We start from the raw sequence: 26309 nt of genomic DNA on the forward strand, positions 1-26309 counted from the left end.
GAACGAGCGGGCCAGCGTCGTCCCCGGGTTCACCTGAAATCTGAGGACGGTATCTGGTGTACTTCCAGCCTCCCTACGGCGCCTCCGGCGCCTATCCCCCGAAGCAGGGGCTGTACAACCCCGCCCACGAGAAGGACGCCTGCGGCCTGGCCATGGTCGCGACGCTCCGCGGGGAACCAGGGCACGACATCATCGCGCTGGCGCTGCAGGCGCTGCGCAACCTTGAGCACCGTGGTGCGATCGGCTCGGACGCCGGCACCGGAGACGGTGCGGGCATCCTCACGCAGATGCCGGACGGCTTCCTCCGCGAGGTCGTCGACTTCGATCTTCCCGTCGCAGGCGAATACGCCGCCGGGCTCGCCTTCCTTCCGCGCGACTCGAGCGCACGCCGTGAGCAGAAAGCCGGCATCGAGCGCATCGCGGCGGAGGAAGGCCTCACGGTCCTGGGATGGCGTGCCGTCCCCACCGCCAACGAACACCTCGGGAAACTCGCCGACGAGGCACGCCCCGCGTTCGAGCAGCTGTTCGTGGCTCGTCCCGCGACCGCCGAGCAGCCCGCCGCCTCCGGCATCGCCCTGGATCGCATCGCCTACCGGCTGCGCAAGCGCGCCGGTCACGAGCTGAACGCCTACTTCGTCACCCTGTCGTGCCGCACGCTCGGCTACAAGGGCATGGTCACCACCCTGCAGCTGGAGCCGTTCTACCCCGACCTTCAGGACGAGCGCTTCGCCTCCGAGCTCGCCGTCGTGCACTCCCGATACTCGACGAACACGTTCCCGTCGTGGCCGCTGGCGCAGCCGCTGCGCATGCTCGCCCACAACGGCGAGATCAACACCGTGGGCGGCAACCGCAACTGGATGCGCGCACGACAGTCACAGCTCGAGTCGGAGCTGCTGGGTGACATGCGCCCGCTGCTGCCGATCTGCACGCCCGGCGCGAGCGACTCGGCGTCCTTCGACGAGGTGCTCGAACTGCTCACCCTCACCGGCCGCAGCCTGCCTCACGCCATCATGATGATGGTCCCCGAGGCGTGGGAGAAGCAGGCCGACATCGACCCGGACCTGCGCGCGTTCTACGAGTTCCACGCCAACCAGATGGAGCCGTGGGACGGCCCTGCGGCGCTGATCTTCACCGACGGCACCCTGGTCGGCGCCACCCTCGATCGCAACGGTCTGCGTCCCGGCCGGTGGACCGAGACCACCGACGGCCTCGTCGTCATCGGCAGCGAGACGGGTGTCCTCGAGTTCGCCCCCGAGCGCATCAAGCGCCGCGGCCGACTGCGTCCCGGCCGCATGTTCGTCGTCGACACCGCGCAGCGGCGCATCGTCGAGGACGAGGAGATCAAGCGCGAGCTCGCCACCCTGCACCCCTGGCAGGAGTGGCTGGATGCCGGAGCAGTGCGTCTCGCCGACCTTCCGGAGCGTGAGCACATCGTGCATCCGGCGGCGTCGATCACCCGCCGCCAGCGCACCTTCGGCTACACCGAGGAAGAGGTGCGCATCCTGCTCACCCCGATGGGGCAGCATGGCACCGAGCCGCTCGGCGCCATGGGATCCGACACCCCGATCGCGGTGCTGAGCGACCGTCCTCGCCTGCTGTTCGACTACTTCGTGCAGCAGTTCGCGCAGGTGACGAACCCGCCCCTGGACGCCATCCGCGAGGAGGTCGTCACCAGCCTGCGTCTCGGCCTGGGACCGGAGCGCAACCTGCTCGAATGGACGCCCGAGCACGCCCGCACCGTCACACTGGACTTCCCGGTGATCGACAACGACGAGCTCGCCAAGATCCGTCACATCGACAGGGCGCTGCCCGACCGGTCCAGCGCGACCATCAAGGGTCTGTACCACTTCGACGCCGGCCCCCACACGATGCAGGAACGCCTCGCCGAGATGTGCGCCGAGGCCGATGCCGCCATCGAGCAGGGCGCGGAGTTCCTCATCCTGTCCGACCGCGACTCGAACAAGGACCTCGTCCCGATCCCGTCGCTGCTCATGGTCTCGGCGGTGCACCACCACCTGATCCGACGCGAGAACCGGATGAAGGTCGGTCTGATCGTCGAGGCCGGTGACGTGCGCGAGGTCCACCACGTGGCGACCCTCATCGGGTACGGCGCCTCCGCCGTGAACCCGTACCTGGCGATGGAGACCGTCGAGCACCTCGCCCGCACCGGGTTCATCACCGGCATCACCCCTGAGAAGGCGGTGCGCAATCTGATCTACGCCCTCGGCAAGGGTGTGCTCAAGATCATGTCGAAGATGGGCATCTCGACCGTCTCGTCCTACGCCGGCGCGCAGGTGTTCGAGGCCATCGGTCTGAGCCAGGAATTCGTTGACGCGTACTTCACCGGCACCGAGACCAAGCTCGGCGGCATCGGCATCGAAGACATCTTCGCCGAGAACCAGGCCCGCCACGACTTCGCCTACCCCGAGGACTCGGCTGCACGCGCTCACGAACGCCTGTGGACCGGCGGCGAGTACCAGTGGCGCCGTGACGGCTCGCCGCACCTGTTCAACCCGGAGACGGTCTTCCGGCTGCAGCACTCCACGCGCACCCGGCGCTATGACATCTTCCGCGAGTACACCCGCCTCGTGGACGACCAGTCGCGGGAGCTGAAGACGCTGCGCGGTCTGTTCGAGCTGCGGACGGGGGAGCGGCCGCCGGTGCCGATCGACGAGGTCGAGCCGGTGTCCGAGATCGTCAAGCGGTTCTCCACCGGCGCCATGAGCTACGGCTCGATCTCGCAGGAGGCTCACGAGACGCTCGCGATCGCCATGAACCGGATCGGCGGCAAGTCGAACACCGGCGAAGGCGGCGAGGACCCGGACCGTCTGGTCGACCCGGAGCGTCGCAGCGCGATCAAGCAGGTCGCGTCCGGCCGGTTCGGCGTGACCAGCCAGTACCTGACCGAGGCGGATGATCTGCAGATCAAGCTGGCCCAGGGTGCCAAGCCGGGCGAGGGCGGACAGCTGCCCCCACAGAAGGTGTACCCGTGGGTGGCGCGCACCCGTCACGCGACGCCCGGCGTCGGCCTCATCTCCCCGCCGCCGCACCACGACATCTACTCGATCGAAGACCTCAAGCAGCTGATCTTCGATCTGAAGCGTGCCAACCCGAAGGCCCGCATCCACACCAAGCTGGTCAGCCAGTCCGGCATCGGAGCGGTCGCCGCCGGTGTCGCCAAGGCGCTCAGCGACGTGGTGCTGGTGTCCGGCCACGACGGCGGCACAGGTGCGAGCCCGCTGAACTCGCTCAAGCACGCCGGCACGCCGTGGGAGCTGGGGCTCGCCGAGACTCAGCAGACGCTCATGCTGAACGGCATGCGCGACCGCGTGGTCGTGCAGGTCGACGGCCAGCTGAAGACCGGGCGCGACGTCATCATCGGCGCTCTTCTGGGTGCGGAGGAGTTCGGCTTCGCGACCGCTCCGCTGGTGGTCAGCGGCTGCATCATGATGCGGGTGTGCCACCTGGACACCTGCCCGGTCGGCGTCGCCACCCAGAACCCGCTGCTTCGGGAGCGCTTCACCGGCAAGCCGGAGTTCGTGGTGAACTTCATGGAGTTCATCGCCCAGGAGGTGCGCGAGCTGCTCGCCGAGCTCGGCTTCCGCTCGCTGGACGAGGTGATCGGCCGCGTCGATCTGCTGCGCACCGACGCCGCGATCCGGCACTGGAAGGCCGACGGACTCGACCTGTCGCCGATCCTGGAGGGGCCGATCTTCCCGGCGGGTGAACCCCGCCGCAGCGGCCGTGAACAGGATCACGAGCTGGAGAAGCACTTCGACACCGCACTGCTCGACCTCGCGGTGGACGCGCTCGAGAACCGTGAGCCGGTGGTCATCGAGCTGCCGATCCGCAACACCGAGCGCGCCGTCGGCACCATGCTCGGCCATCACGTCACCTCGCGCTATGGCGCCGCCGGTCTCGCACCGGAGACCATCGACGTGACGCTGCACGGGACCGCCGGTCAGTCGCTGGGTGCATTCCTGCCGCCGGGGATCATCCTGCGGCTCGAGGGCGACGCGAACGACTACGTCGGCAAGGGCCTGTCGGGTGGTGACATCACCATCCGCACGGCACGAGACGCCGGGTTCGCCCCGCACGAGAACGTCATCGCCGGCAACGTCATCGGCTACGGCGCCACCAGCGGCACGATGTTCATCTCGGGCGTCGTGGGCGAGCGCTTCCTGGTGCGCAATTCCGGCGCGACGGCGGTCGTCGAAGGCGTCGGCGACCACGCCCTGGAGTACATGACCGGCGGCCTGGCGGCGATCTTGGGCGAGACCGGGCGCAACTTCGGCGCCGGCATGTCGGGCGGCATCGCGTACGTCCGCAGACTGCGCACCGAACGCGTGAACGCCGAGGCGCTGGCGTCCGGTGAGCTGCGTCTCGAGCCGCTCGATCGCGCGGACCTGGAGGTGTTGCGCAGCCTGCTCGTCGAGCACGTCGAGCGGACCGCATCGCCGCTGGCATCCGACATTCTGGACCGGTTCGAGACCGTCCAGTCCGAATTCACCAAGGTGCTGCCCCGCGACTTCGCGGCCGTGCAGTCCATGCGCCAGGAGGCGGCCGCGGAGGGCATCGACCCCGACGGCGACGTCATCTGGAACCGGATCCTGGAGGTGACCGGTGGCTGATCCCAAAGGCTTCCTGAAGGTGACGGAGCGCGAGCTGCCCGCTCGCCGTCCCGTGCCCGTCCGCATCATGGACTGGAAAGAGGTCTATGAACCGGGTGACAAGGCAGTGCTGCGCCGGCAGGCCAGCCGCTGCATGGACTGCGGCGTGCCGTTCTGCCACTCCGGCTGCCCGCTGGGCAACCTGATCCCGGAGTGGAACGACCTCACCTGGCGCGACGAGGGCCGCGCCGCGATCGAGCGGCTGCACGCCACGAACAACTTCCCGGAGTTCACCGGGCGGCTGTGCCCTGCGCCGTGCGAGAGCGCCTGCGTGCTCGGGATCAACCAGCCCGCCGTCACGATCAAGCAGATCGAGGTGTCCATCATCGACGAGGCGTTCGCCCGCGGGTGGGTGGCCCCTCAGCCCCCGCAGCGCCTCAGCGGCAAGACCGTCGCCGTGGTCGGATCCGGGCCGGCAGGTCTCGCCGCCGCGCAGCAGCTGACCCGCGCCGGCCATACCGTCGCGGTGTTCGAGCGCGACGACCGCATCGGCGGGCTGCTGCGGTACGGCATCCCTGATTTCAAGATGGAGAAGAGTCACCTCGACGCGCGCCTGCGCCAGATGCAGGACGAGGGAACCCGCTTCCGCGCCGGTGTGGAGATCGGCAAGGACATCAGCTGGGACGAGCTGCGCAGCCGCTACGACGCGGTGCTCATCGCCACCGGATCGACCGTTCCGCGCGATCTCGCGATCCCCGGTCGTGACCTCGACGGGGTGCACTTCGCGATGGAGTACCTGGTGGAGTCCAACCGGGTGGTCGCCGGTGACGCGGTCACCGACCAGATCACTGCGGCAGGAAAGCACGTCGTCGTGATCGGCGGCGGCGACACCGGTGCCGACTGCATCGGCACCGCGCACCGGCAGGGCGCCTTGAGCGTGACGAACCTCGCGATCGGGCGCCAGCCCGGCGAGACGAGGCCCGAGCACCAGCCCTGGCCGACCATGCCGAACCTGTTCGAGGTGCAGTCTGCGCACGAGGAGGGTGGCGAGCGGGTCTACCTCGCGTCGACGGTGGAGTTCCTCGGGAACGCGTCCGGCGAGGTGCGGGCGCTTCGGGTCGCCGAGACGGAGTTCGTCGACGGGCGGCGTGTACCCAAGAGCGGGACGGAGCGTGAGATCCCGGCGGATCTCGTCCTCATCGCGATGGGCTTCACCGGTCCGGAGACCGATGGCTTCCACGGCGAGTCGCGCCCCGAGGTGACCAGCCGTGGAGTGATCCAGCGCGACGGCGACTACCACACCACTGTGCCCGGCGTGTTCGTCGCCGGTGACGCGGGGCGCGGCCAATCGCTGATCGTCTGGGCGATCGCGGAAGGGCGTGCGGCAGCGGCCGCCGTCGACCGGCATCTGATGGGCGCCACTGTGCTGCCCGCGCCGGTGCGGCCCACCGATGTCGCGCTCAGCGTCCAGCCCGCGTAGGCTGAGCGCGGCAGCGTCGCCACCACCGTTATCCCCCTCTCACCCTGGAGAAGCTGTTGAGACGTGCGAAAATCGTCGCCACACTCGGTCCTGCCACCTCGACCTATGACAAGGTCCGGGCTCTGATCGATGCGGGTGTGGACGTCGCCCGGCTGAATCTCAGCCACGGCGACTACTCCGTCCATGAGGCCAACTACGCCAACGTGCGCAGGGCGGCCGAGGACTCCGGGCGGGCTGTCGCCGTGCTCGTCGACCTGCAGGGTCCGAAGATCCGCCTGGGCAAGTTCGAGGGCGGGCCGTACGAGCTCGCCGAGGGTGACATCTTCAAGATCACCACCGAGGACATCGTCGGCAACAAGGAGATCTCCGGCACCACGTTCAAGGGCCTGCCCCAGGACGTCAAGCCCGGCGACTTCCTCCTGATCGACGACGGCAAGGTCCGCGTCGAGGTGCTCGAGACCGACGGCACCGTCGTGACCACGCGCGTGATCGTCGCCGGTGCGGTGTCGAACAACAAGGGCATCAACCTGCCCGGCGTGGCCGTGAACGTGCCGGCGCTGAGTGAGAAGGACGAGGACGACCTGCGTTGGGGTCTGCGCACCGGCGCCGACATCATCGCACTGTCCTTCGTCCGCAACGCGAAGGACGTCGAACGGGTCCACGAGATCATGGCGGAGGAGGGGGTGCGCATCCCCGTCATCGCCAAGGTCGAGAAGCCGCAGGCGGTCGACGCCCTCGAGGAGATCGTCGACGCGTTCGACGGCATCATGGTCGCCCGTGGCGACCTGGGCGTGGAGCTGCCGCTGGAGGCCGTGCCGATCGTGCAGAAGCGCGCGGTCGAGCTCGCTCGCCGCAACGCGAAGCCGGTGATCGTCGCCACCCAGATGCTGGAGTCGATGATCAACAGCCCGGTGCCGACCCGCGCGGAGACCTCGGACGTCGCCAACGCGGTGCTCGACGGCGCCGACGCCGTCATGCTCTCCGGCGAGACCAGCGTCGGGGAGTACCCGGTCGGGGTCGTGGAGACGATGGCGCGCATCATCGAGTCCACCGAGGAGCACGGCCTGGAGCGCATCCTGCCGCTGACCACGAAGCCGCGCACGCAGGGCGGTGCGATCACCCTCGCCGCGCTCGAGGTGGCGGAGTTCGTCGAGGCGAAGTTCCTGTGCGTGTTCACGCAGTCCGGTGACTCCGCCCGCCGCCTGTCGCGGCTGCGCTCGCGCATCCCGATGATCGCGTTCACCCCGGAGCCGGGCATCCGCCGCCGTATGGCGCTGACCTGGGGCATCCGCTCGAACCTCGTCGAGATGGTGCAGCACACCGACCTGATGTACCACCAGGTGGACGAGTACCTGCTCGGCGAGGGTCTGGCGAAGGAAGGGGACAAGGTCGTCGTGATCTCCGGTTCCCCTCCCGGGATCATCGGCTCCACGAACGACATCCGCGTCCACAAGGTCGGGGATGCCGTCGGCGGGGCGGCGCCGGTCTACAAGTCCGGCATCTGAGCACATCGGAGGGCGGGGCCGCAAGGCCTCGCCCTCCGTCGTCCGCGCTCGGGTAGCGTTCTGGGCATGACAGCGGGCACGGTGAGGCGCGAGCATCGGCTCGACGACGGGCGCCTGGCTTTCCGTACCCTCCGTACGGGCCCCGCGAGCGCCTCGGAGATGCCCCTTTTCGTGCTGGTGCACGGCATCGGCATGTCGCACCGGTACCTGTCACGTCTGCAGGACGTGCTCGCGACGCGGGTGCGCACCCTGGCGGTCGATCTTCCCGGTTTCGGCGGGCTGCCCAAGCCCGGCACGGACCTCGACGTTCCGGCGATGGCCGCGGCGATCGGTCGCGTCCTCGACGTCGAAGGCGTCCGTGACGCCGTGCTGGTGGGCCAATCGATGGGCACGCAGTGGGTCGTGGAGCTGGGCGCCCAGCGCCCGGAGCTCACCAGGGCCGTCGTCGTGATCGGCCCGGTGGCCGACGCCCGGCACCGGACCCTGTTCGGACAGTCGCGCGCTCTCTTCGTCGACACCCTCGGCGAGCCGCCCGGCGCGAACGCCCTCGTGTTCACGGATTACCTGCGCTGCGGGCCCCGGTGGTACCTCACGCAGCTGCGGCACATGCTCGGCTATCCGATCGAGCGGCGCGTCGCCGACCTGCGGATGCCGCTCGTGATCGTGCGCGGAGCTCGGGACCCCATCGCCGGACGCGAGTGGTGCGAGCGCCTGCGGGATGCCGCGCGGACTGGTTCCCTCACCGAGATCCCCGGTCGGGTGCACAACGCCCAGCACTCGGCGCCGGCCGCCGTGGCCGCGGCGATCCTCACGCATGTCGGCATGCCGTCGCCGACCACGGCGGGGGAGCGATGAACCAGCTGCTGCGGAAGGCCGGCTGGTGGGTGCGCGACTACGCGTACGCCGCGCTGTGGCAGACCAGGGCCGCGTTCAACCGCACCGATCCGGCGACCTTCACGTCGGGCACGCGCGCACCCATCGTTGTGCTGCCCGGCGTGTACGAGACGTGGAAGTTCATGCAGCCGATGGTGACGCGGCTGCACGAAAGAGGTCACCCGGTGCACGTGCTGACGGAACTGGAGCGCAACCGGCGCCCTGTTGCCGAGATGGCCGAGAAGGTCACCGCGTTCCTCGAGCGGGCGGGGATCGAGGATGCCGTCATCGTGGCGCACAGCAAGGGCGGCCTGTCGGGGAAGCTGGTCATGCTCGGGCGGGCGGGCGCGCGGGTGCGGGGGATGCTGGCGGTCGCCACCCCATTCGGCGGTTCGCGCTACGCCGTGGTGATGCCCGTGCGGGCGCTGCGGGCGTTCTCACCCCGCGACCCGGGGATCGTGGAGCTGGCTGCGCAGCGCGACGTGAACGCGCGCATCGTGTCGATCTACGGACGGTTCGACCCGCACATCCCCGAGGGAAGCGAACTGCCCGGGGCGAAGAACGTGCAACTGGACACCGGCGGACACTTCCGCGTTCTCGCGCATCCGCGCGTGATGGCGGAACTCGCCGCTCTTGCGGAGTGACGGGCAGGATGAGGGCATGACATCCGCTGACGGGTTCGACGCGATCGCGGCGGAGCTGTACGCACGGCCGCCAGGCGACTTCACATCCGCCCGCAACGCCAGAGCGCGTGACCTGGATGGTCCGCTGGCGGCGCAGGTGAAGGCATTGCGCAAGCCGCTGTTGGCCGCCTGGGTGGTGAATCTGTTCGCGCGCGAGGACGCCGCGCAGCTCGGCCAGGCGCTCGAGCTCGCCGCTGAGCTGCGGGAGGCGCAGGCGGATCTGGACGCCGCGACGATGAGCCGGCTCAACCGTGAGCGGCGTGCGCTGGTGCGCAGCCTCGCGAAGCGGGCCGCCGAGCTCGCCGCAGAGCGGGGCGAGCGGATCACCGCCGCGACCGTCGAGGCGGTGGAGCAGACGTTGAACGCAGCCATGTTCGACCCCGCCGCCGCGGCGGCCGTCACCTCAGGCCGGCTCATCAGGCCGCTGCAGACATCCGGGGAGGGCACCGCCGACCTCACGGATGCCGTCGCCGGCAGTCTCGACGTGACGCCGCCCACCGCACAGGCGCCCTCAGATGAAGTGAGCGCCCGGCGGGAGCGCAAGCAGGCGGAGCGCGCCGTGCGGGCCGCCGAGGAGGAGCTGGAGCGCGCCGAGCGCGACCGGACGGACCTTGAGCGCCGCATCCGCATCCTCATCGAACGGGAACAGTCCGTCGCCGAGCGCGAGAAGGACCTGCGTGCGCAGTTGGAGCGCGTGCAGGCGGAGGCCACGCGACTCGACGCCGAGCGGAAGGATGCCGAGAAGCGCCGCGCGACCTCCGAGGACGAGGTCACCCGGGCGCGGAGTGCGCTGGACGAGGCGAAGCGCGCGCTAGGCGGGCGCTGATCCCGCGTCCTTCCGGCCCCATGGGAGCGAAAGTCTGCTCCAGAAGCCTTCCCACCGGACTTCGGATCCCATGAGCGAACTCCACTGGATATGCGCGAAGGGACCGCCCTGCGGGCGATCCCTTCGCGCATGTGCCGGCGGTGGGACTCGAACCCACACGCCCTTTCGGACAAAGCATTTTGAGTGCTCCGCGTCTGCCATTCCGCCACGCCGGCCCGTGCTCGTGCGTCTTCGACTGTAGCGCAGGCGGACGCCGCCGGGCCGCGCGCACACGCTGAAGGCGGCACGTGCGGCCTCTCCACTAGGATGGATGCGTGACCGAGCAAGAGCAGCCTGAGCAGCCCACGGCATCCGCACCCCGACGCGTCGTCGTCGCCGAGGATGAATCGCTGATCCGCCTCGACATCGTCGAGATCCTGCGCGACAACGGATACGACGTCGTCGGCGAAGCGGGCGACGGTGAGACCGCCGTCCAGCTGGCCACCGAACTGCGACCCGACCTGGTCGTCATGGACGTCAAGATGCCGCAGCTCGACGGCATCAGCGCCGCGGAGAAGCTGCACAAGGCGAACATCGCCCCTGTCGTGCTGCTCACCGCGTTCAGCCAGAAGGAACTCGTCGAGCGCGCCAGCGAGGCCGGCGCCCTGGCCTACGTGGTGAAGCCGTTCACTCCGAACGACCTGCTCCCGGCGATCGAGATCGCCCTGGCCCGCCACGAGCAGATCATCACGCTCGAGGCCGAGGTCGCCGACATGGTCGAGCGCTTCGAGACGCGCAAGCTGGTCGATCGCGCCAAGGGCCTGCTGAACGAGAAGATGGGCCTGTCCGAGCCCGAGGCGTTCCGCTGGATCCAGAAGGCGTCCATGGACCGCCGCCTGACCATGCAGGACGTCGCCAAGGCGATCATCGAGCAGTTGGCGCCCAAGAAGCAGTGACCCTGCTGGGCGACGGGGTCCGGCTCCGCCCTGTCCAGGAGGGGGATGCCGCGCGCCTCGCCGCCGCGTACACCGCCAACCGCGACCACCTCGCTGCGTGGGAGCCGGAGCGCTCTGCGGACTTCTACACGTCGGCCGCGCAGGCCGAGCACATCCGCGTCGCATTGCGTGAACGCGCCGAAGGCCGTGCCCTGCGGCTGGTGCTCACCAAGGGCGAACGAATCGTCGGGCGCGTGAACATCACCGACGTGGTGCGCGGTGCGTTCCTCAGCGGCAATCTGGGCTATTGGATCGACGCACGGCTGACCGGTCGCGGCGTGATGACCCGGGCTGTGGCGGTCGCGCTGGATCTCTGCTCGTCAGAACTCGCACTGCACCGGGTGCAAGCGAGCACTCTGGTGCACAACGTCGCGTCACAGCGCGTCCACGAAGCGAACCGGTTCGAGCGCATCGGGCTCGCGCCGCAGTACCTCCGCATCGCGGGGCGCTGGCAGGACCATCTGCTGTTCCAGCGGATCCTCACGGACGACTGACGTCAGCCGACGTCCCGGATCAGGTTCGTGATGCGAATGGTCGAGCACCGCCGATCCTGATCGTCGGTGACGACGATCTCGTGCACGGTCATGCTGCGCCCGAGGTGGATCGGCGTGCAGACCCCGGTCACCATCCCGCTCGTGGCGGCGCGCGTGTGCGTCGCGTTCACGTCGATGCCGACCGCCATGCGCCCCGGCCCCGCATGCAGACTCGCGGCCATCGACCCGAGCGACTCGCCCAGCACGACGTAGGCCCCGCCGTGCATCAGGCCGAACGGCTGGGTGTTGCCCTCCACCGGCATCCGCCCCACTGCGCGATCGACCGACAGTTCGAGGATCTCCATCCCCATCCGCTCCGCGAGAGCCCCCTTGCCGACCTTCTCAGCCCATTCCAGACCGGACGAAACCGCGCTCACGCATCCTCCTCAGCGAGTGTCTGCCGTCATCGTTAGGCTTGCAGAGTGACGGACTCCGCAAAGCCTACCCTCATGGTCGTCGACGGCCACTCGCTCGCGTACCGGGCGTTCTTCGCCCTTCCGGTCGACAACTTCACCACCAGGGACAACCAGCACACGAACGCCATCTACGGCTTCCTGTCGATGTTCGTGAACCTCATCAAGGCCGAGAAGCCCACCCATCTCGCCGTCGCCTTCGACACGTCCCGTCACTCGTTCCGCACCGAGGAGTACGCCGAGTACAAGGCGACTCGTTCCGAGACGCCGCAGGAGTTCCGCGGACAGATCCCGCTGCTGCAGGACTGTCTCGCCGCGATGTCCGTCCCGGTGCTCACGAAGGAGGGCGTGGAGGCCGACGACATCCTCGCCACCCTCGCCACTCAGGGTGCCGACCAGGGATTCGACGTGCTCGTCGTCTCGGGCGACCGCGACACGATCCAGCTCGTGAACGACGACATCACGCTGCTCTACCCCTCCGTGCAGGGAGTGTCGCAGCTCAAACGCTACGACCCCACCACCGTGCAGGAGCGGTACGGGGTGCGCCCCGAGCAGTACCCCGACATCGCCGCGCTGGTCGGCGAGACCAGCGACAACCTGCCGGGCGTGCCGAAGGTCGGCGAGAAGACCGCGGTGAAGTGGCTAAACCAGTTCGGCAGCCTGGACGCGCTGCTGGAGCGCGCCGATGAGATCAAGGGCGTGGTCGGCGGCAACCTGCGCGAACACATCGAGGACGTCCGACGCAATCGACGGCTGAACCGTCTGCTGCGCGACGTCGAGCTGCCGGTGGGGCCTGCCGACATCCCGGTCGCCCCGATCGACGCGCAGGCCGTGCGCGACATCTTCGCGCGCCTCGAGTTCCGCACCCTGCTGCCGCGCGTGTTCGAGGCCGCCGGAGCCGAGGACGACGGCGGCGACCAGGCGGATGCCGTGGAGATGCCGGAACCGTTGCAGTCCGACCCCAGCGCGATCGCGGCGTGGGCGATGGCGCAGCCCGGCCCGCTGGGCGTCAACCTGGTCGTGAACGCCGGCCGCGGCATCCGCTTCGGCGTCGCGAACGCGACCGAACTGCACGAGACGGACTGGTCGGATGCCGCCGCGGAGGCCCTCCGCGAATGGCTGGAATCCGACAAGCCGAAGGTGATGCACGCCGCGAAGTCGCAGGTGAAGGCGCTGCTGCGCCTGGGCATCCGGCTCGGCGGGCTCGCCGACGACACGCTGCTGGGCGGGTGGCTGATGCGCCCCAGCTTCCCCGACAAGACGCTCGCCAACCTGGTGGAGCGGTACCTGGGTGAGAAGCTCCCCGAGGCGGACCCGAGCCAGCTCGTGCCCGAGAACGAGGGCGCCACGCCGTCGCAGGAGGCCTGGTTCACCCTCCGCACCTCAGAGGCGCTGCGCGCGGCGATGCCGGACGGCGTCGTGACCGTGCTCACCGACATCGAGCTGCCCACCCTGCTCACCCTGGCCGACATGGAGCTCGCGGGGGTGGCGGTCTCGCACCAGGTGCTGTCGGAGTTCTCCGCCGAGCTGGCAGAGCGGGCCGACGCCATCGCGCAGCAGGCGTACGCCACGATCGGCCACGAGGTGAACCTCGGCTCGCCGAAGCAGCTGCAGGAGGTCCTGTTCGAGGAGCTCCAGCTGCCGAAGACGCGCAAGACGAAGACCGGGTACTCGACGGATGCCGCGTCGCTCGCCGACCTGCAGGAGAGCGTGCCGCATCCGTTCCTGGAACAGCTCTCGCAGCATCGCGAGGCGACCAAGCTCCGCCAGATCATCGAATCGCTCGACGTCGGCATCCGCGACGACGGCCGCATCCACACGACGTACGTGCAGACCGGCAGCCAGACCGGCCGCCTCTCCAGCACCGACCCGAACCTGCAGAACATCCCGGTCCGCACCGCCGAATCCCGCCGGATCCGCAGTGCGTTCCAGGTCGGCGAGGGATACGAGACGCTCCTCACCGCCGACTATTCGCAGATCGAGATGCGGATCATGGCGCACCTGTCCGGCGACGCCGGGCTGATCGAGGCGTTCAACTCGGGGGAGGACCTGCACCGCTTCGTGGGCGCGCGCGTGTTCGGCGTCGACCCCGAGGACGTCACCCCGGCGATGCGCACCAAGGTGAAGGCGATGTCGTACGGCCTCGTGTACGGGCTGAGCGCGTTCGGGCTGTCCAAGCAGCTGCGCATCGAACAGTCCGAGGCAAAGCAGCTGATGCTGGAGTACTTCGCCCGCTTCGGCGCCGTGCGCGACTACCTGCGCTCATCCGTGATGGCGGCGAAGGAGGTCGGCTACACCGAGACGATCTACGGGCGCCGCCGGCCGTTCCCCGACCTGTCCAGCCCGAACCGCGTGCTCCGTGAGAACGCCGAGCGCGCCGCATTGAACGCCCCCATCCAGGGCAGCGCCGCCGACATCATGAAGATCGCGCTGTTCCGCATCCACGACGAGTTGCTGGAGCGCGGTCTCGGCTCACGGGTGCTGCTGCAGATCCATGACGAGCTCGTGGTGGAGGTCGCGCCGGGGGAGTGGGACGTCGTCGACTCCGTGGTGCGCACGCAGATGGCCGGCGCAGCCGATCTCTCGGTGCCGCTCGACGTCCAGGTGGGCCGGGGGCACGACTGGAACGAGGCCGCTCACTGATCGTCCGCGCCGACGACGGCGGGCGGCCTGCAGGATAGGCTCGCAGCCATGACTGCTGAACCCCGCACCCCCACCGCGATCGACGGCGTCGCCGAGAAGTGGGTCGACACGCTCGTCGAGCTGTCGCCCGTGCTGGCCACGTACATCGGCCGCAATGAGGCCAACGGCCGGCTCGACGACCTCAGCCCCGAAGGTCATGAGAGGGCCGTGCAGGCCGCTCGCGACACGCTCGCCGCCCTCGAGGGTCTGGAGCCCGCCGACGCCGTCGACGAGGTCACCAAGGCCGATCTGTCCAGCGAGCTGCGGCTGCAGCTCGAGCTGCACGACGCGCAGTGGCATCTGCGCGATCTCAACGTCATCGCCTCCGCACCGCAGGAGTTCCGTCAGGCGTTCGATCTCATGCCCACCGGTGAGGTCGACGACTGGGCGGTGATCGCGGAACGGCTCGGCGCGCTGCCCGGAGCCCTCAGGGGGTACACCGAGACGCTGCACGCCGGCATCCGTCACGGCGTCGTCCCTGCCCGCCGTCAGGTGCTCGAGGTGGCGACCCAGATCGAGCGGTACAGCGCCGACGACGGATTCTTCGCCGCCTTCGTCGCCGACGCCGGCCCCGAGGACGGTCAGCTTCCGGCATCCCTCGCCCGCGACCTCGCCGACCGCGCCGGCGCCGCCCGACTCGCCTACGACGAGCTCCGCGCGTTCCTCACCTCCGAGCTCGCGCCGGCGGCATCCGAGCAGGATGCCGTGGGGCGCGACCTGTACGCCCTGAACTCGCGCCGGTTCCTGGGCGCCACCATCGATCTCGACGAGACGTACGAGTGGGGCCGCGAGGAACTCGCCCGCATGGTCGCCGAGCAGGAGGCGATCGCGAACGAGATCCTGGCGGGTGCCACGGTCGAGGAGGCCGTCGCCCACCTCGAGTCGGACCCCTCACGCAAGCTGCACGGCACCGACGCGCTGCAGCGCTGGATGCAGGAGACCAGTGACCGGGCGATCGCCGAGCTCGGTGCGTCGCACTTCGACATTCCCGGGCAGATCCGCGAGCTCGAATGCATGATCGCCCCCACCCAGGAGGGCGGGATCTACTACACCGGCCCCACCGACGACTTCTCCCGTCCCGGCCGGATGTGGTGGTCGGTCCCGGAGGGCGTGACCGAGTTCGACACCTGGCGTGAACTGACGACCGTGTACCACGAGGGCGTCCCCGGTCACCACCTGCAGATCGCGCAGGCCACCTACAACCGTGCGGAGCTGAACACCTGGCGCCGCCTGCTCGCGGGCACGTCCGGACACGCCGAGGGCTGGGCCCTGTACGCCGAACGGCTCATGGAACAACTCGGCTACCTGGACGACCCGGCAGATCGTCTCGGCATGCTCGACGGCCAGCGCATGCGCGCGTTGCGTGTCGTGCTCGACATCGGTGTGCACCTCGGCAAGCCGCGCCTGGATGGCGACGGCGTGTGGGATCACGACTACGCACTGGAGATGATGCGCCGCAACGTGAACATGCCCGACGAGTTCCGCCGTTTCGAGGTGAACCGCTATCTCGGCTGGCCGGGTCAGGCGCCGTCCTACAAGGTGGGCCAGCGGATCTGGGAGCAGGTGCGCGACGCCGTCCGGCAGGAGCAGGGCGACACGTTCTCGTTCAAGGAGTTCCACAAGCGCGCGCTCGACATCGGAGGCGTCGGGCTCGACACGCTGCGCGGCGTCTTCCTCCGCGGCTGACGGGAATGGCCCGGACTCGGTGCGTGTTCATCCGTCTGAATGGAAAGGCGTGACATGGGCATCGAGTTCGGGCTGGACACCTTCGGAGACATCACCCGCGGAGCGGACGGAGAGCTGCTGACCGCGGCACAGACCATCCGCAACGTCGTGGCGCAGGCGGAGCTCGCCGATCGCGTGGGAGTCGACTTCTTCGGGGTGGGGGAGCACCACCGGGCCGAGTTCGCGGTGTCTGCGCCTGAGATGGTGCTCGCGGCGATCGCGTCGCGCACCGAGCGCATCCGGCTCGGCACCGCGGTGACCGTGCTGTCGTCCGACGATCCCGTGCGTGTCTACGAGCGGTTCGCCACGCTCGACGCGCTCTCGAACGGGCGAGCCGAGGTGGTGCTGGGTCGAGGGTCGTTCATCGAGTCGTTCCCGCTGTTCGGCTACGACCTGCGCGATTACGAGGCGCTGTTCGAGGAGAAGCTCGACCTGTTCGTGAAGCTGCTCACCGAGAAGCCGGTGAGCTGGTCGGGAACCATGCGCGCCCCGCTGACCGACGCCGACGTCTTCCCCAAGACCGAGGGCGGCCTGCGCACCTGGGTCGGCGTCGGCGGCAGCCCGGAGTCGGTGGTGCGGGTGGCCCGTCACGGCCTCGGGCTCATGCTCGCGATCATCGGCGGCCCGGCCGCCAGCTTCGCCCCGTTCGTCGAGCTGTATCACCGTTCGGTGGCGGGCTTCGGCACCACCGCGCACCCCGTGGCGGTGCACTCGCCGGGGCACGTCGCCGACACCGACGATGAGGCGTGGGATGCCGCATACGAGGGCTTCGCGACGATGAACAACACCATCGGTCGCGAACGCGGCTGGCCGCCGTACAGCCGGGCGCGCTTCCAGAACGACGTCGGCCCGGCCGGCGCGTTGTACATCGGCTCACCCGACCGTGTGGCGGGGAAGATCGCCGACACGGTGAGGACGCTCGGGCTCGGGCGCTTCGATCTGAAGTACGCCACGGGGACGCTGTCGCACGACGCGATGATGCGCAGCATCGAGCTGTACGGCACGGAGGTCATCCCGAGGGTTCAGCGGTTGCTCGACGCCGAGCGCTGACCGGCGCGGGAATAGGCTGAGAGCATGGCGGCAGTGCGTTTCGTAGCGATCGGCGACTCCTTCACGGAAGGCGTCGGCGACGAGCTCGCCGACGGCCGGGTGCGGGGCTGGGCCGACATCGCGGCGCAGGGCTGGGCGGATGCCATCGGCGAGCCGATCCAGTACGCCAACCTCGCCATTCGCGGACGCCTGGCGTGGCCGATCGTGCAGGAGCAGCTCGAACCCGCGCTCGCCCTCAAGCCCACGCACCTGTCTTTCAACGGCGGGGGCAACGACATGCTGCGCCCCAACGCCGACATCGAGCACATCGCCGACGCCTTCAGCCGCGTGCTGCGGCGGTGCGACGAGGAGGGTGTGCGACTGATCCTGCTGTCCGGGGCGAACCCGAGCGGGCAGCTGCCGATGGGCCGGATGATCCAGCGTCGCGGCGACCAGCTCTCCGCCGCCGTGTTGCGCCGCATCGCCGACCGGCCGGACGTGATCCGTGCCCTCAACTGGCCGGACCGGGAGCTGTCGCAGCCGCAGTACTGGTCGGAGGACCGGCTGCACATGAACGCCAACGGGCATCATCGCGTCGCAGCGCGGGTGCTGCACGCCCTCGGATTCGAGCCGCCCGAGGAGTGGTGGTCGCCGGCAGAGCATCCTGAACTCGACCCTGCGGGTCTGGCGTACTACCGAGCGCACGTGGCGCCGTGGGTACGACGCCGATTGACGAGGACCTCATCCGGTGACGGCCGCGCCGCCAAGCATCCGGCGTGGGTGGAGAGGTCTCCGCAGTGAACCGCTGGCGCGGCAGGCGCATGCCCCGCCGCATCGTGCAACTCCTGGTCGGGGTTTTCCTGTACGGGATCGGGATCTCGTTCATGGTCCGCGGCATGATCGGCGCCGCGCCGTGGGACGTGCTCGCGCAGGGGATCGCCAACCACGTGCCGTTGAGCTTCGGCGTGATCACCACTCTGATCGGCGTCCTGGTGCTGTTGCTGTGGATCCCGCTGCGGCAGAAGCCGGGAATCGGCACGGTGGTGAACGCGCTGGGCGTCGGGCCGTCCGCGGATGTCGGGCTGTTCCTCATTCCGGAGGATCAGCCGCTATGGGTGCGCATCGCCTTCTTCGCCATCGGGCTCACGGCGCTGGCCGCCGCCACCGGCCTGTACATCGGCGCACATTTCGGCCCCGGCCCGCGCGACGGGCTGATGACCGGGCTGCACCGGCGCACCGGTCTGGCGATCTGGGTGGTGCGCACGGCCATCGAGGTGACCATCGTCGCCATCGGGTGGGTGCTCGGCGGAAACGTCGGCGTGGGCACGGTCGCGTTCGCGCTGCTCGTGGGACCGATGTGCCAGTTCTTCATGCGGTTGTTCGTCGTGCCCCTCCCTGGCAAGGCGGCTGCTCCGATCGGCGACGGATTCGCGACGCGAGGCTGATCGTGGACCTCTGGGAGATGCGGGCGATCGCCGGCGGCGCTGTCACGCTGCACGACGCCCGCCGGACTGAGCACCGCACCATCGAGCTGGAGCCGTTCGAGATCGGCGTTCTCGCCGTCACCGAGGAGCAGTTCGCCGAGGTGCTCGGGGTGCCCTCCCGCCACCCGCGCCGGCCGGCGCGCGACCTCAGCTGGCTGAGAGCCGTGCGGTTCTGCAACGCCGCGTCGGAGTGGGAGGGTCTGGACCCGGCATACACATTCGACGGCGAGGACGTCACCTGGCACGTCGACAGCGACGGTTACCGGCTGCCGACGGAGCCGGAGTGGGAGTTCGCGTGCCGCGCAGGATCGACCGGCCCGCACTACGCCCCGCTCGCCGACGCCGCGTGGACAGCGCTCGACGGTGTCGGCTCGCCTCAGGACGTCGGCGGGAAGCTGCCGAACCTGAACGGGCTCTTCGACACGCTCGGCAACGTGTGGGAGTGGTGCTGGGACCTCCTGGACCCGGGCCGCTACGACGACTATCGCGTCTTCCGGGGCGGCGGCTTCGCCGACGACGCGTGGAGCGTGCGCGCCGGTGTGCGACGCGGCGGGGCACCCAGGATGCATCACGACGACGTCGGCATGCGGCTCGCTCGTGGCGGGTTCGAGACCAGGGGCGCCGCGCAGGGCTGGTCGGAGCGCGCCGATGTCGAACGCGGCAGACGCGGCGGGTCGCGCCCGCTCGGCTGGACGCCACGGGGCTGACGCTGCGAGGTCAGGACATCGTCTTGACGAGGTAGTCGACGCCGGCGTCCGGCCGGGTGAACCCGTAGCGCTCGTACAGCCCGTGGGCGTCGGCGGTCGCCAGCAGCATCCGTCGCAGCCCGAGCGGCTCCAGGTCGGCGATGACGCCCTCGACGAGCATCTTCCCGACGCCCGCGCCGCGAACGGCCGGGGCGACGAACACGTCGCACAGCCACGCGAAGGTGGCACCGTCGGTCACGACGCGTGCGTACGCGACCTGCTCGCCGGTCGCCCGATCACGGATGCCGTAATTGCGTGAACCGTCGATCGCGGCATCCTGCTTCTCCCGCGTGCGCCCCTTCGCCCAGTACGCCTGTTCGCTGAGCCAGGCGTGCACGCGCGCGCGATCGATGAGGTCTGCGCCGTTGATGAACTCGTAACCGGTGGTCATCGGCGTCTCCGTTCCGGGTCGAGGCCCATGCGAATGCGGGTGCGCTTGCGTTCGACCACGATGAACACCGAGCCGAGCAGCCACAGCGGCACCTGCGTGAGGAAGGCGAGCCGGAACGCCTCGAGCGAGTACGTCTCGGGGGTTCCCGCGCCCTGCAGATCGAGGGTGAGGCCGATGAGGAAGATGGCCACGAGCGCGGCGAGGAAGCCGCCCGCGTTGGTGACGCCCGTGGCCGTGCTCAGCCGGTGGGCGGGATTGTGCGTGCGGGCCTGGTCGAACGCGATCATGGATGCCGGTCCGCCGGCGGAGAGCGCGATGACGAGCACCATGAGCAACCAGAACGGCGCCGGCCCCGGCCAGGCGATGACCAGCAGCCAGGCGACCATCTGCACCGCGACGGTGGGCAGCACCAGCCCGAGCGAACGGCGGGTGGGGATGCGCCGGGACAGTTCACCGAGCACCGGCCCGAAGAGCATGCCGGCGACGACGAACACCGACAGCAGCCCCGCGGCCCCGGCGGTGGACAGCCCCTCACCGGCGGTGAGGAACGGCATGCCCCACAGCAGGACGAAGGTGGTGCCCGCGAACGGCGTCGCGAAGTGCGACCAGAACGCGAGCCGCGTGCCGGGGTGCGCCCAGGCGGCGCGGATGCCGACCCCGGTGTCGATGGCCGATGTGACTACGCGCACGACACCCGTTTCGGTGTTCACCGACACGTCCATCGCCTGCTCGGCGGGGCGGTTGCGCACGAGCAGCCAGACCAGGATCGCGAACAGGATGCCGAGACCGGCGATGCTGCTGAACGTGACGGTCCACGTCGTGGCGTGCAGCAGGGCGGCGACCGGGATGAGGGCGACGAGTTGCCCGGTCTGCCCGATGATGCCGGTGAACTGCACCATGACGGGGGCGCGCTGCGCCGGGAACCAGGTGGCGACCAGTCGCAGCGCCGCAGGGAACACGGCCGCGTCGCCGGCGCCGAGCAGTACTCGGGCGACGATGGCGACACCCACGCTGGGGGAGAGGGCCATCACCAGCTGGCCGACGGCCATGAGAATCATCCCGATCGCCATGATCGGCCGTGACCCGTGCCGGTCGAGCAGGATGCCGATGGGGATCTGCATGCCGCCGTAGACGGCGAGCTGCACCACGGCGAACAGCGACAGCGTGGCGGCGTCGGCGTGAAATCGCTCGGCCGCGTCCACGCCCACCGCACTCAGCGAGGTGCGGTTCGCGATCGCCAGCACGTACGCGGCGACGGCGACCGACCAGACGAGCCACGCGCGCCACCCGGGTTCGGAGCGGACGAGAGGCGTTGAGGTCACCCCTCCACGCTAGTACCGACGCACCGCCGGATCGGTGACCGCCGACCCGGCATCCGTGTCAGTCCTCGAAGCCGATCAGCCAGCGGATGCCGTGCCGGTCGACGAGCTGTCCGTCGGTGGCTCCCCACGGCCGCTTCTGCAACGGGTCGAGGATGTCCGCCCCCTCGGAGAGGCCTTCGAACCACCGGGTCAGCGTGGCGCCATCCGCGGTTCCGAGCAGCGCGATGCTGACGCCGGTCAGCGAGACGGAGGGCTGATCGCCGACCGCGTCCGTGCCGTACAACCGGACCGGGCCGCTCAGGGTCCCGTGCGCGATGGCGTCCGCCGGACCGTCGCTGCGCCCGAACTCCTCGAAGGTGTGCAGATCGAGGTCGCCGCCGAACACGTCACGGTAGAAGGTGAGCGCCTCCCGCGCGTTTCCGGGGAACCACGCGTACAGGGTCGGAGCGGCCATGTCGGAGTCTCCATTCGCCGGGGTCCGCTCACCCTATCGTCTTGGCGAGAACGCACTGCTCGGGGGAGTCGCCGATCCGCAGTCCGGTGGCGACCTCCTGCCACCCCTCGCGCGCGTAGAACCGGCGCGCGGGGAGCGCCGCCGCTTGACATCCGAGCACGGCCGTCTTGTACGGCACGCCGTCGAGGACTGCCGTCAACAGTGCGGTTGCGACCCCACTGCGGCGATGCGCCGGCGCGACCGCGAGTTCGGCGACGCAGAAGCACTCGTCCCGCAGCCATGTGCGCCGCACATCGTCGGCGACCAGGCCGGCGATGCGGTCGCGCCACCAGTCGCCGTCGGAGATGCCCATGCCGAGCACGAACCCCGCGAGGTCGTTTCCGTCCCAGGCGAGGATCAGGCGGAACGCCGCCTTGGTGTCTGCGTAGCGGCGGATCCGCTCGGAGATCGAGCGCCGGCTTTCGTCGGGGTCCTCGTGGTAGGGCGGTTCGGCGAAGACCCGCGCGTACAGCTCCGCGACGGCATCCAGCTCGGCCGTGCTGCCGTCCCATGCCGCCGTCCGCACTGTGCCCACCTCGGCAGGATAGTGTGCGTGCGGGTGACATCCGTGCCGCCGCCCGGCACACTCGTGTCATGGAACCGACCGCGTGGGTGCTGCACGTCGACATGGACCAGTTCATCGCGGCGGTCGAGGTGCTGCGCCGTCCGGAGCTCGCCGGCCGCCCCGTGATCGTCGGCGGGCACGGGGACCCGACCGAGCGTGCGGTGGTGTCGACGGCGTCATACGAGGCGAGGGCGTTCGGGATCGGCTCCGGGATGCCGTTGAAGATCGCCGCCCGCAAGGCGCCGCCCGACGCGGTGTTCCTGCCCGTCGACCACGAGGCGTACGAAACGGCATCCGGCGCGGTGATGCGCACCTTGCGCGCGCTCCCGAGGGTGGTGCTGGAGGTGATCGGCTGGGACGAGTGTTTCCTCGGCGTCACCACGGACGATCCGGAGGGCGTGGCGCGCGCCGCGCAGCGTGCGGTGCTCGACGCGACGTCGCTGCACTGCTCGGTCGGCATCGGCGACAACAAGGTGCGCGCGAAGATCGCAACCGAGTTCGGCAAGCCGCGGGGCACGTTCCGGCTGACGGAGCAGAACTGGTTCGAGGTGATGGGGGAGCGGGGCACGCGCGAGCTGTGGGGGATCGGGTCGCGGATCGAGAAGCGGCTCGCCGAGCACGGCATCCGCACAGTGCGGCAGCTCGCGGACGCCGACCCGGGGGAGCTGGTGGCCGAGTTCGGGCCGAAGATGGGCGTCTGGTATCACGATCTCGGCCACGGACGGGGTCCCGCGGTCGTCGACGATTCGCCGTGGGTGGCCCGCAGCCACAGCAGGGAGACGACGTTCCAGCAGAACCTGACGAACGCGGCTGAGGTCGAGGAGGCGGTGCGGACGCTGGCGGCACAGGCGTTCGACGACTGCGTCGCCGAGGGGAGGCCCGTGGTGCGCGTGCATCTCAAGGTCAGGTACGCGCCGTTCGACACGAAGACCATCGGACGCAAGCTCTCAGCGCCCACGACGGACCGGCACGATTTCGTCGCGGCGGCGGTCGAATTGGCGAGCGGACTCGACACACAGCGGGAGGTGCGCCTGCTCGGCGTTCGGGCGGAGATGACGATGCCGGACGGCGGCGACGCCGTGGAGCGCACGCCGGTGCGCGGGAGGATCTGACGGCGTTCAGTCCGGGTCGCCGTCACCCGGGATCCGCGAGAAGACGGCCAGGTCGACGCGTCCGGCATCCGTGAATCCGGCGTTGCGGGCGACGCCCTCGCGACGGAACCCGGCTCGGGAGGCGGTGCGCAGTGACGCGGCGTTTCCCGTCGCGATGCGCAGCTCCACCCGTTCGAACGCGAGGTCGTCGAGCAGCCAGTCGGCGACCCGCCGCACGGCGGTGCTCATCACTCCGCGTCCTCGGTGGGCGGCGGCGGTCCAGTAGCTGAGCTCGAGAGTTCGCGCCCTCCGGTCGACCCGCTTCGCGTCGACACTCGCCACAAGCATTCCGTCGCGACGCACGCCGAGCACGAACCCGGTACCCGTCTCGCGCATGCCCGCCGAGACCGTGGTGCACCACGATTCGGCGAGGTCGAGAGTGTAGGGGGAGGGGAGCGGGAGCCAGCGGCGCAGCTCCGGGTCCGACACCGCACGCAGCAGCGCAGGCGCATCGGCCAGGTCCAGCGGCGACAGCGTGACGCCCGAACCGGCCGCGAGGGTCACTTCAGGAAAGGACGGCACCGGTCCATCCTGCCGTACCGCGCCCTGACAACCGGGTCTACCCTCAGAAGATGGGGCTGCCCGTACATCCGCTCATCGCGCTCCGCCGAGTGCGCCTCCTGCCGCGCTGGGTGCGTCGGATGGATGCCCGAGCGGGGCGCGCCATCAACGGCCACCGTCATCTGCCCGAACTCGACCGCGCGCTGGCTCGGCTCTCGCACCTCGCGGACCGGAGTCGACTGTGGCTCGCCATCGCGTTCGTCCTCTACGCGATCGGCGGCCGGCCCCGCCGCGGGGCTGTACGCGGTGTCGCATCGCTCATCGTCGGCAGCATGCTGGCGAACCTCGTCGGCAAACGGATCTTCGGCGGCGACCGGCCGCTGCTGAAGGACGTGCCGGTTCCCCGTCGCCTGAAGCGGATGCCGACGTCGGCATCGTTCCCGTCCGGGCATTCCGCCTCCGCGGCGGCCTTCGTCACGGGCGTCGCGCTGGAATCGGGTCGCTCGGGCGCCGTGCTGGCACCCCTCGGCGCCACCGTGGCGTACTCGCGCCTGCACACCGGGGCGCACTGGCTGTCGGACGTCGTCGGGGGAGTGGCGCTCGGCTCGGCTGTCGCGATCGTGGGGCGGATGCTGGTGCCGGCACGTCCGCGCACGGAGCCGGAGCATTCCGCACCCGTGATCGCGCTGCCGGCTCTTGCCGACGGCGCGGGTGCGTTGATCCTCGTCAATCCGTCGTCGGGAATCGACCCGCTCCGGCCCGAGCCCGTCGGGTTCCTGTCGGAGGCGCTGCCGCATGCCGAGATCCATCAGATGGCGCCGGGCGACGACATCCCCGTCATCGTGCGCGACGCGCTCGGCTCGGCGTACCCGCCGCGGGTGATCGGCGTCTGGGGAGGGGACGGCTCGGTGGCGGCCGCCGCCGATGCCGCCCGGCGTGCGGGGCTTCCGCTGCTGATCTTCCCCGGCGGTACGTTCAACCATTTCGCGCGCACGGCGGGCGCGGCGACGATCGAGGACGCTCTCGAGGCCCTGCGCACCGGTGCCGGGCGGCGTGTCGACGTCGCCGAGCTGGCTCTCGACGATGACCCACCGGTGACGGTGCTGAACGCGGCATCCGTCGGTGTCTATCCGGACTTCGTCGCCGAGCGTGAGGGAATGGAGAGGGCGCTCGGCAAGCCGGTCGCTGCGGTCGTCGCCGCGGTGCGCGTGCTCGCGCGTGCAGAGACGATCGACGTCAGCGTCGACGGCAGACAGGCGCGGGTCTGGTCGGTTGCCGTTGCGGCGGGGGAGAACTCCTCGGCGTCGATGGTGCCGCTGCAGCGTCGTCGGCTCGACGATGCGGTGCTGGACGTGCGGGTGCTGCACGCGCGCGGGCGGCTGTCCCGACTGCGCGGTCTGGTGGCGCTCGGGTTCGGTGTGCGTGCGTCGGCGATGCTCGATCGCGTGCCGGGGCGCGCCGAGCTGGCGACGATCGAGGCGTTCACCGCCGAACGGGTGCGGATCGAGGCGCGCTCGGCGGCGGAGGAGAGCGTGGGCTTCGCCCACGATGGCGAGGTCACGATGAGCGCGCACGGAGCCGACGGCAGCCCGGCGGTCGCCGTGGTGACGATCGTCCCGGGCGGGCTGGACGTGTACGGACTGACCGAGTCGGCGAGCTGATCCGCGGCGTCGTTCTATGCGACCCCGCAATTGGCCTGATGCGACCATGACGGAATGGAGACCGTCACGGTTCGTCCCATGACACGCTCGGAGTTCGATCGTTGGCAGACGGCGCTCGCCGAGGAGTACGCGGGGGAACAGGTCGCTGCCGGGAGGTGGCCCTCGGCGGGTGCGCTGCAGCGAGCGCGCGACGAGAACAGCGCCTTGCTGCCCCACGGGATGAACACGCCGCGGATGCTGTTGCTGCAGGGCATCGGGCAGAACGGAGATCCTGTCGGCCACGCATGGTGGCTCTCGATCACCCCCGCGGGGCGCCCGGAGTGGCGTTCCTCTATGATTTCGCAGTGGCGGAAGCGCGACGGGGTCAGGGGTACGGGCGTGCGCTGCTTCACGCGGTCGAGTCCTCGGCGCGCGAAGCCGGGGAATCCGCCCTGGAGCTGAATGTGTTCGGCCACAACATGGCGGCGATCCGGCTGTATGCGTCGGCCGGCTACGACGTGATCACTCAGCAGATGCGGAAGTCGCTCTGACCCTTGCGCTGTTCTGAAACGAGGAGAGCGGATGCTGGACTGGCCAGGCGTCCTGATGCGCAGTCGGGGACGTCCCTTCAGCCGCACCCGATCAAGTGTTCTGACATAATGTGCATTATCGGCTGTTCCGAT

Annotated in this window: 23 protein-coding genes and 1 tRNA gene; 17 read left to right on the forward strand and 7 right to left on the reverse strand. The window is 69.9% G+C overall.

Features of this window, described 5'->3' with window-relative positions:
- The first annotated feature begins 56 nt into the window (after positions 1–56).
- The 6 genes from gltB (at position 57) to RIF65_RS04530 (ending at position 9977) form a co-directional block, all read left to right on the forward strand.
- Positions 57–4631, forward strand: coding sequence for a glutamate synthase large subunit (gltB, locus tag RIF65_RS04505; RefSeq protein WP_309064233.1), 4575 nt, complete (start codon positions 57–59; stop codon positions 4629–4631).
- Complete coding sequence (locus tag RIF65_RS04510; RefSeq protein WP_309064232.1) at positions 4624–6090, forward strand: glutamate synthase subunit beta; 1467 nt, start codon at positions 4624–4626, stop codon at positions 6088–6090. Before gltB ends, RIF65_RS04510 begins: the two co-directional genes overlap by 8 nt.
- Positions 6091–6146: 56 nt before the next feature.
- On the forward strand, positions 6147–7595 hold the full coding sequence (pyk, locus tag RIF65_RS04515) for a pyruvate kinase (RefSeq protein ID WP_309064231.1): 1449 nt from the start codon (positions 6147–6149) through the stop codon (positions 7593–7595).
- Positions 7596–7754: 159 nt separating this feature from the next.
- Entirely contained in the window at positions 7755–8450 is a 696-nt protein-coding gene (locus RIF65_RS04520; protein ID WP_309064230.1) for an alpha/beta fold hydrolase, read from the forward strand.
- Positions 8447–9112, forward strand: a complete 666-nt coding sequence (locus tag RIF65_RS04525) for an esterase/lipase family protein (RefSeq protein WP_309064229.1) — start codon at positions 8447–8449, stop codon at positions 9110–9112. The genes RIF65_RS04520 and RIF65_RS04525 overlap by 4 nt, the downstream gene beginning before the upstream one ends.
- A 16-nt stretch (positions 9113–9128) precedes the next feature.
- Positions 9129–9977 carry a transposase gene (locus RIF65_RS04530; RefSeq protein ID WP_309064228.1) on the forward strand — a complete coding sequence of 283 codons (849 nt, stop codon included), beginning with the start codon at positions 9129–9131 and terminating at the stop codon, positions 9975–9977.
- Positions 9978–10109: 132 nt separating this feature from the next.
- On the opposite strand, the gene RIF65_RS04535 is transcribed toward RIF65_RS04530, so the two are convergent.
- Positions 10110–10192, reverse strand: a tRNA-Leu gene (locus tag RIF65_RS04535).
- 99 nt (positions 10193–10291) lie between these two features.
- On the opposite strand from RIF65_RS04535, the gene RIF65_RS04540 reads away from it, so the two are divergent.
- Positions 10292–10912 (forward strand): ANTAR domain-containing response regulator, encoded by a 621-nt coding sequence (locus RIF65_RS04540; protein WP_309064227.1) that lies wholly within the window; start codon positions 10292–10294, stop codon positions 10910–10912.
- On the forward strand, positions 10909–11445 hold the full coding sequence (locus RIF65_RS04545) for a GNAT family N-acetyltransferase (RefSeq protein WP_309064226.1): 537 nt from the start codon (positions 10909–10911) through the stop codon (positions 11443–11445). The genes RIF65_RS04540 and RIF65_RS04545 overlap by 4 nt, the downstream gene beginning before the upstream one ends.
- A 2-nt stretch (positions 11446–11447) precedes the next feature.
- Here RIF65_RS04545 and RIF65_RS04550 read toward each other — a convergent pair whose 3' ends face one another.
- On the reverse strand, positions 11448–11795 hold the full coding sequence (locus RIF65_RS04550; RefSeq protein ID WP_309064493.1) for a hotdog fold thioesterase: 348 nt from the start codon (positions 11793–11795) through the stop codon (positions 11448–11450).
- A gap of 111 nt (positions 11796–11906) precedes the next feature.
- Here RIF65_RS04550 and polA point away from each other — a divergent pair, with 111 nt between their 5' ends.
- Genes polA through RIF65_RS04580 form a run of 6 tightly spaced genes read left to right on the forward strand, consistent with a single transcriptional unit; the run spans position 11907 to position 19524 of the window.
- Entirely contained in the window at positions 11907–14540 is a 2634-nt protein-coding gene (gene polA, locus RIF65_RS04555) for a DNA polymerase I (RefSeq protein WP_309064225.1), read from the forward strand.
- Positions 14541–14588: 48 nt separating this feature from the next.
- Entirely contained in the window at positions 14589–16265 is a 1677-nt protein-coding gene (locus tag RIF65_RS04560) for a DUF885 domain-containing protein (RefSeq protein WP_309064224.1), read from the forward strand.
- A gap of 54 nt (positions 16266–16319) precedes the next feature.
- Positions 16320–17354: an LLM class flavin-dependent oxidoreductase gene (locus RIF65_RS04565; RefSeq protein WP_309064223.1), complete on the forward strand. Its 1035-nt coding sequence runs from the start codon at positions 16320–16322 to the stop codon at positions 17352–17354.
- Positions 17355–17378: 24 nt separating this feature from the next.
- The gene (locus RIF65_RS04570; RefSeq protein ID WP_309064222.1) at positions 17379–18134 is read left to right on the forward strand and encodes an SGNH/GDSL hydrolase family protein; all 756 of its coding nucleotides are present in this window, start codon (positions 17379–17381) and stop codon (positions 18132–18134) included.
- Positions 18110–18778, forward strand: coding sequence for a membrane protein YczE (gene yczE, locus RIF65_RS04575; RefSeq protein ID WP_309064221.1), 669 nt, complete (start codon positions 18110–18112; stop codon positions 18776–18778). Before RIF65_RS04570 ends, yczE begins: the two co-directional genes overlap by 25 nt.
- A 17-nt stretch (positions 18779–18795) precedes the next feature.
- Positions 18796–19524 (forward strand): formylglycine-generating enzyme family protein, encoded by a 729-nt coding sequence (locus tag RIF65_RS04580; protein ID WP_375142125.1) that lies wholly within the window; start codon positions 18796–18798, stop codon positions 19522–19524.
- Between the two features lie 10 nt (positions 19525–19534).
- On the opposite strand, the gene RIF65_RS04585 is transcribed toward RIF65_RS04580, so the two are convergent.
- The 4 genes from RIF65_RS04585 to RIF65_RS04600 are packed head-to-tail and all read right to left on the reverse strand — an operon-like array spanning position 19535 to position 22304.
- Positions 19535–19954, reverse strand: a complete 420-nt coding sequence (locus RIF65_RS04585; RefSeq protein WP_309064220.1) for a GNAT family N-acetyltransferase — start codon at positions 19952–19954, stop codon at positions 19535–19537.
- Positions 19951–21276, reverse strand: a complete 1326-nt coding sequence (locus RIF65_RS04590) for an MFS transporter (protein WP_309064219.1) — start codon at positions 21274–21276, stop codon at positions 19951–19953. The genes RIF65_RS04585 and RIF65_RS04590 overlap by 4 nt, the downstream gene beginning before the upstream one ends.
- A gap of 58 nt (positions 21277–21334) precedes the next feature.
- Positions 21335–21730: a VOC family protein gene (locus tag RIF65_RS04595; RefSeq protein ID WP_309064218.1), complete on the reverse strand. Its 396-nt coding sequence runs from the start codon at positions 21728–21730 to the stop codon at positions 21335–21337.
- A 28-nt stretch (positions 21731–21758) separates the two neighbouring features.
- On the reverse strand, positions 21759–22304 hold the full coding sequence (locus tag RIF65_RS04600) for a GNAT family N-acetyltransferase (RefSeq protein WP_309064217.1): 546 nt from the start codon (positions 22302–22304) through the stop codon (positions 21759–21761).
- Positions 22305–22363: 59 nt separating this feature from the next.
- On the opposite strand from RIF65_RS04600, the gene RIF65_RS04605 reads away from it, so the two are divergent.
- Positions 22364–23446, forward strand: a complete 1083-nt coding sequence (locus RIF65_RS04605) for a DNA polymerase IV (RefSeq protein WP_309064216.1) — start codon at positions 22364–22366, stop codon at positions 23444–23446.
- Positions 23447–23452: 6 nt separating this feature from the next.
- Here the strand turns inward: RIF65_RS04605 and RIF65_RS04610 are convergent, their stop codons facing one another.
- Positions 23453–24007: a GNAT family N-acetyltransferase gene (locus RIF65_RS04610; RefSeq protein ID WP_309064215.1), complete on the reverse strand. Its 555-nt coding sequence runs from the start codon at positions 24005–24007 to the stop codon at positions 23453–23455.
- A 50-nt stretch (positions 24008–24057) separates the two neighbouring features.
- Between RIF65_RS04610 and RIF65_RS04615 the strand changes: the two genes are divergently transcribed.
- The gene (locus RIF65_RS04615) at positions 24058–25647 is read left to right on the forward strand and encodes a bifunctional phosphatase PAP2/diacylglycerol kinase family protein (RefSeq protein WP_309064214.1); all 1590 of its coding nucleotides are present in this window, start codon (positions 24058–24060) and stop codon (positions 25645–25647) included.
- Positions 25648–25991: 344 nt separating this feature from the next.
- Complete coding sequence (locus RIF65_RS04620) at positions 25992–26177, forward strand: GNAT family N-acetyltransferase (protein ID WP_309064213.1); 186 nt, start codon at positions 25992–25994, stop codon at positions 26175–26177.
- Positions 26178–26309: the final 132 nt, after the last annotated feature.

Source organism: Microbacterium sp., assembly GCF_031180975.1.
Lineage (GTDB): Bacteria > Actinomycetota > Actinomycetes > Actinomycetales > Microbacteriaceae > Microbacterium.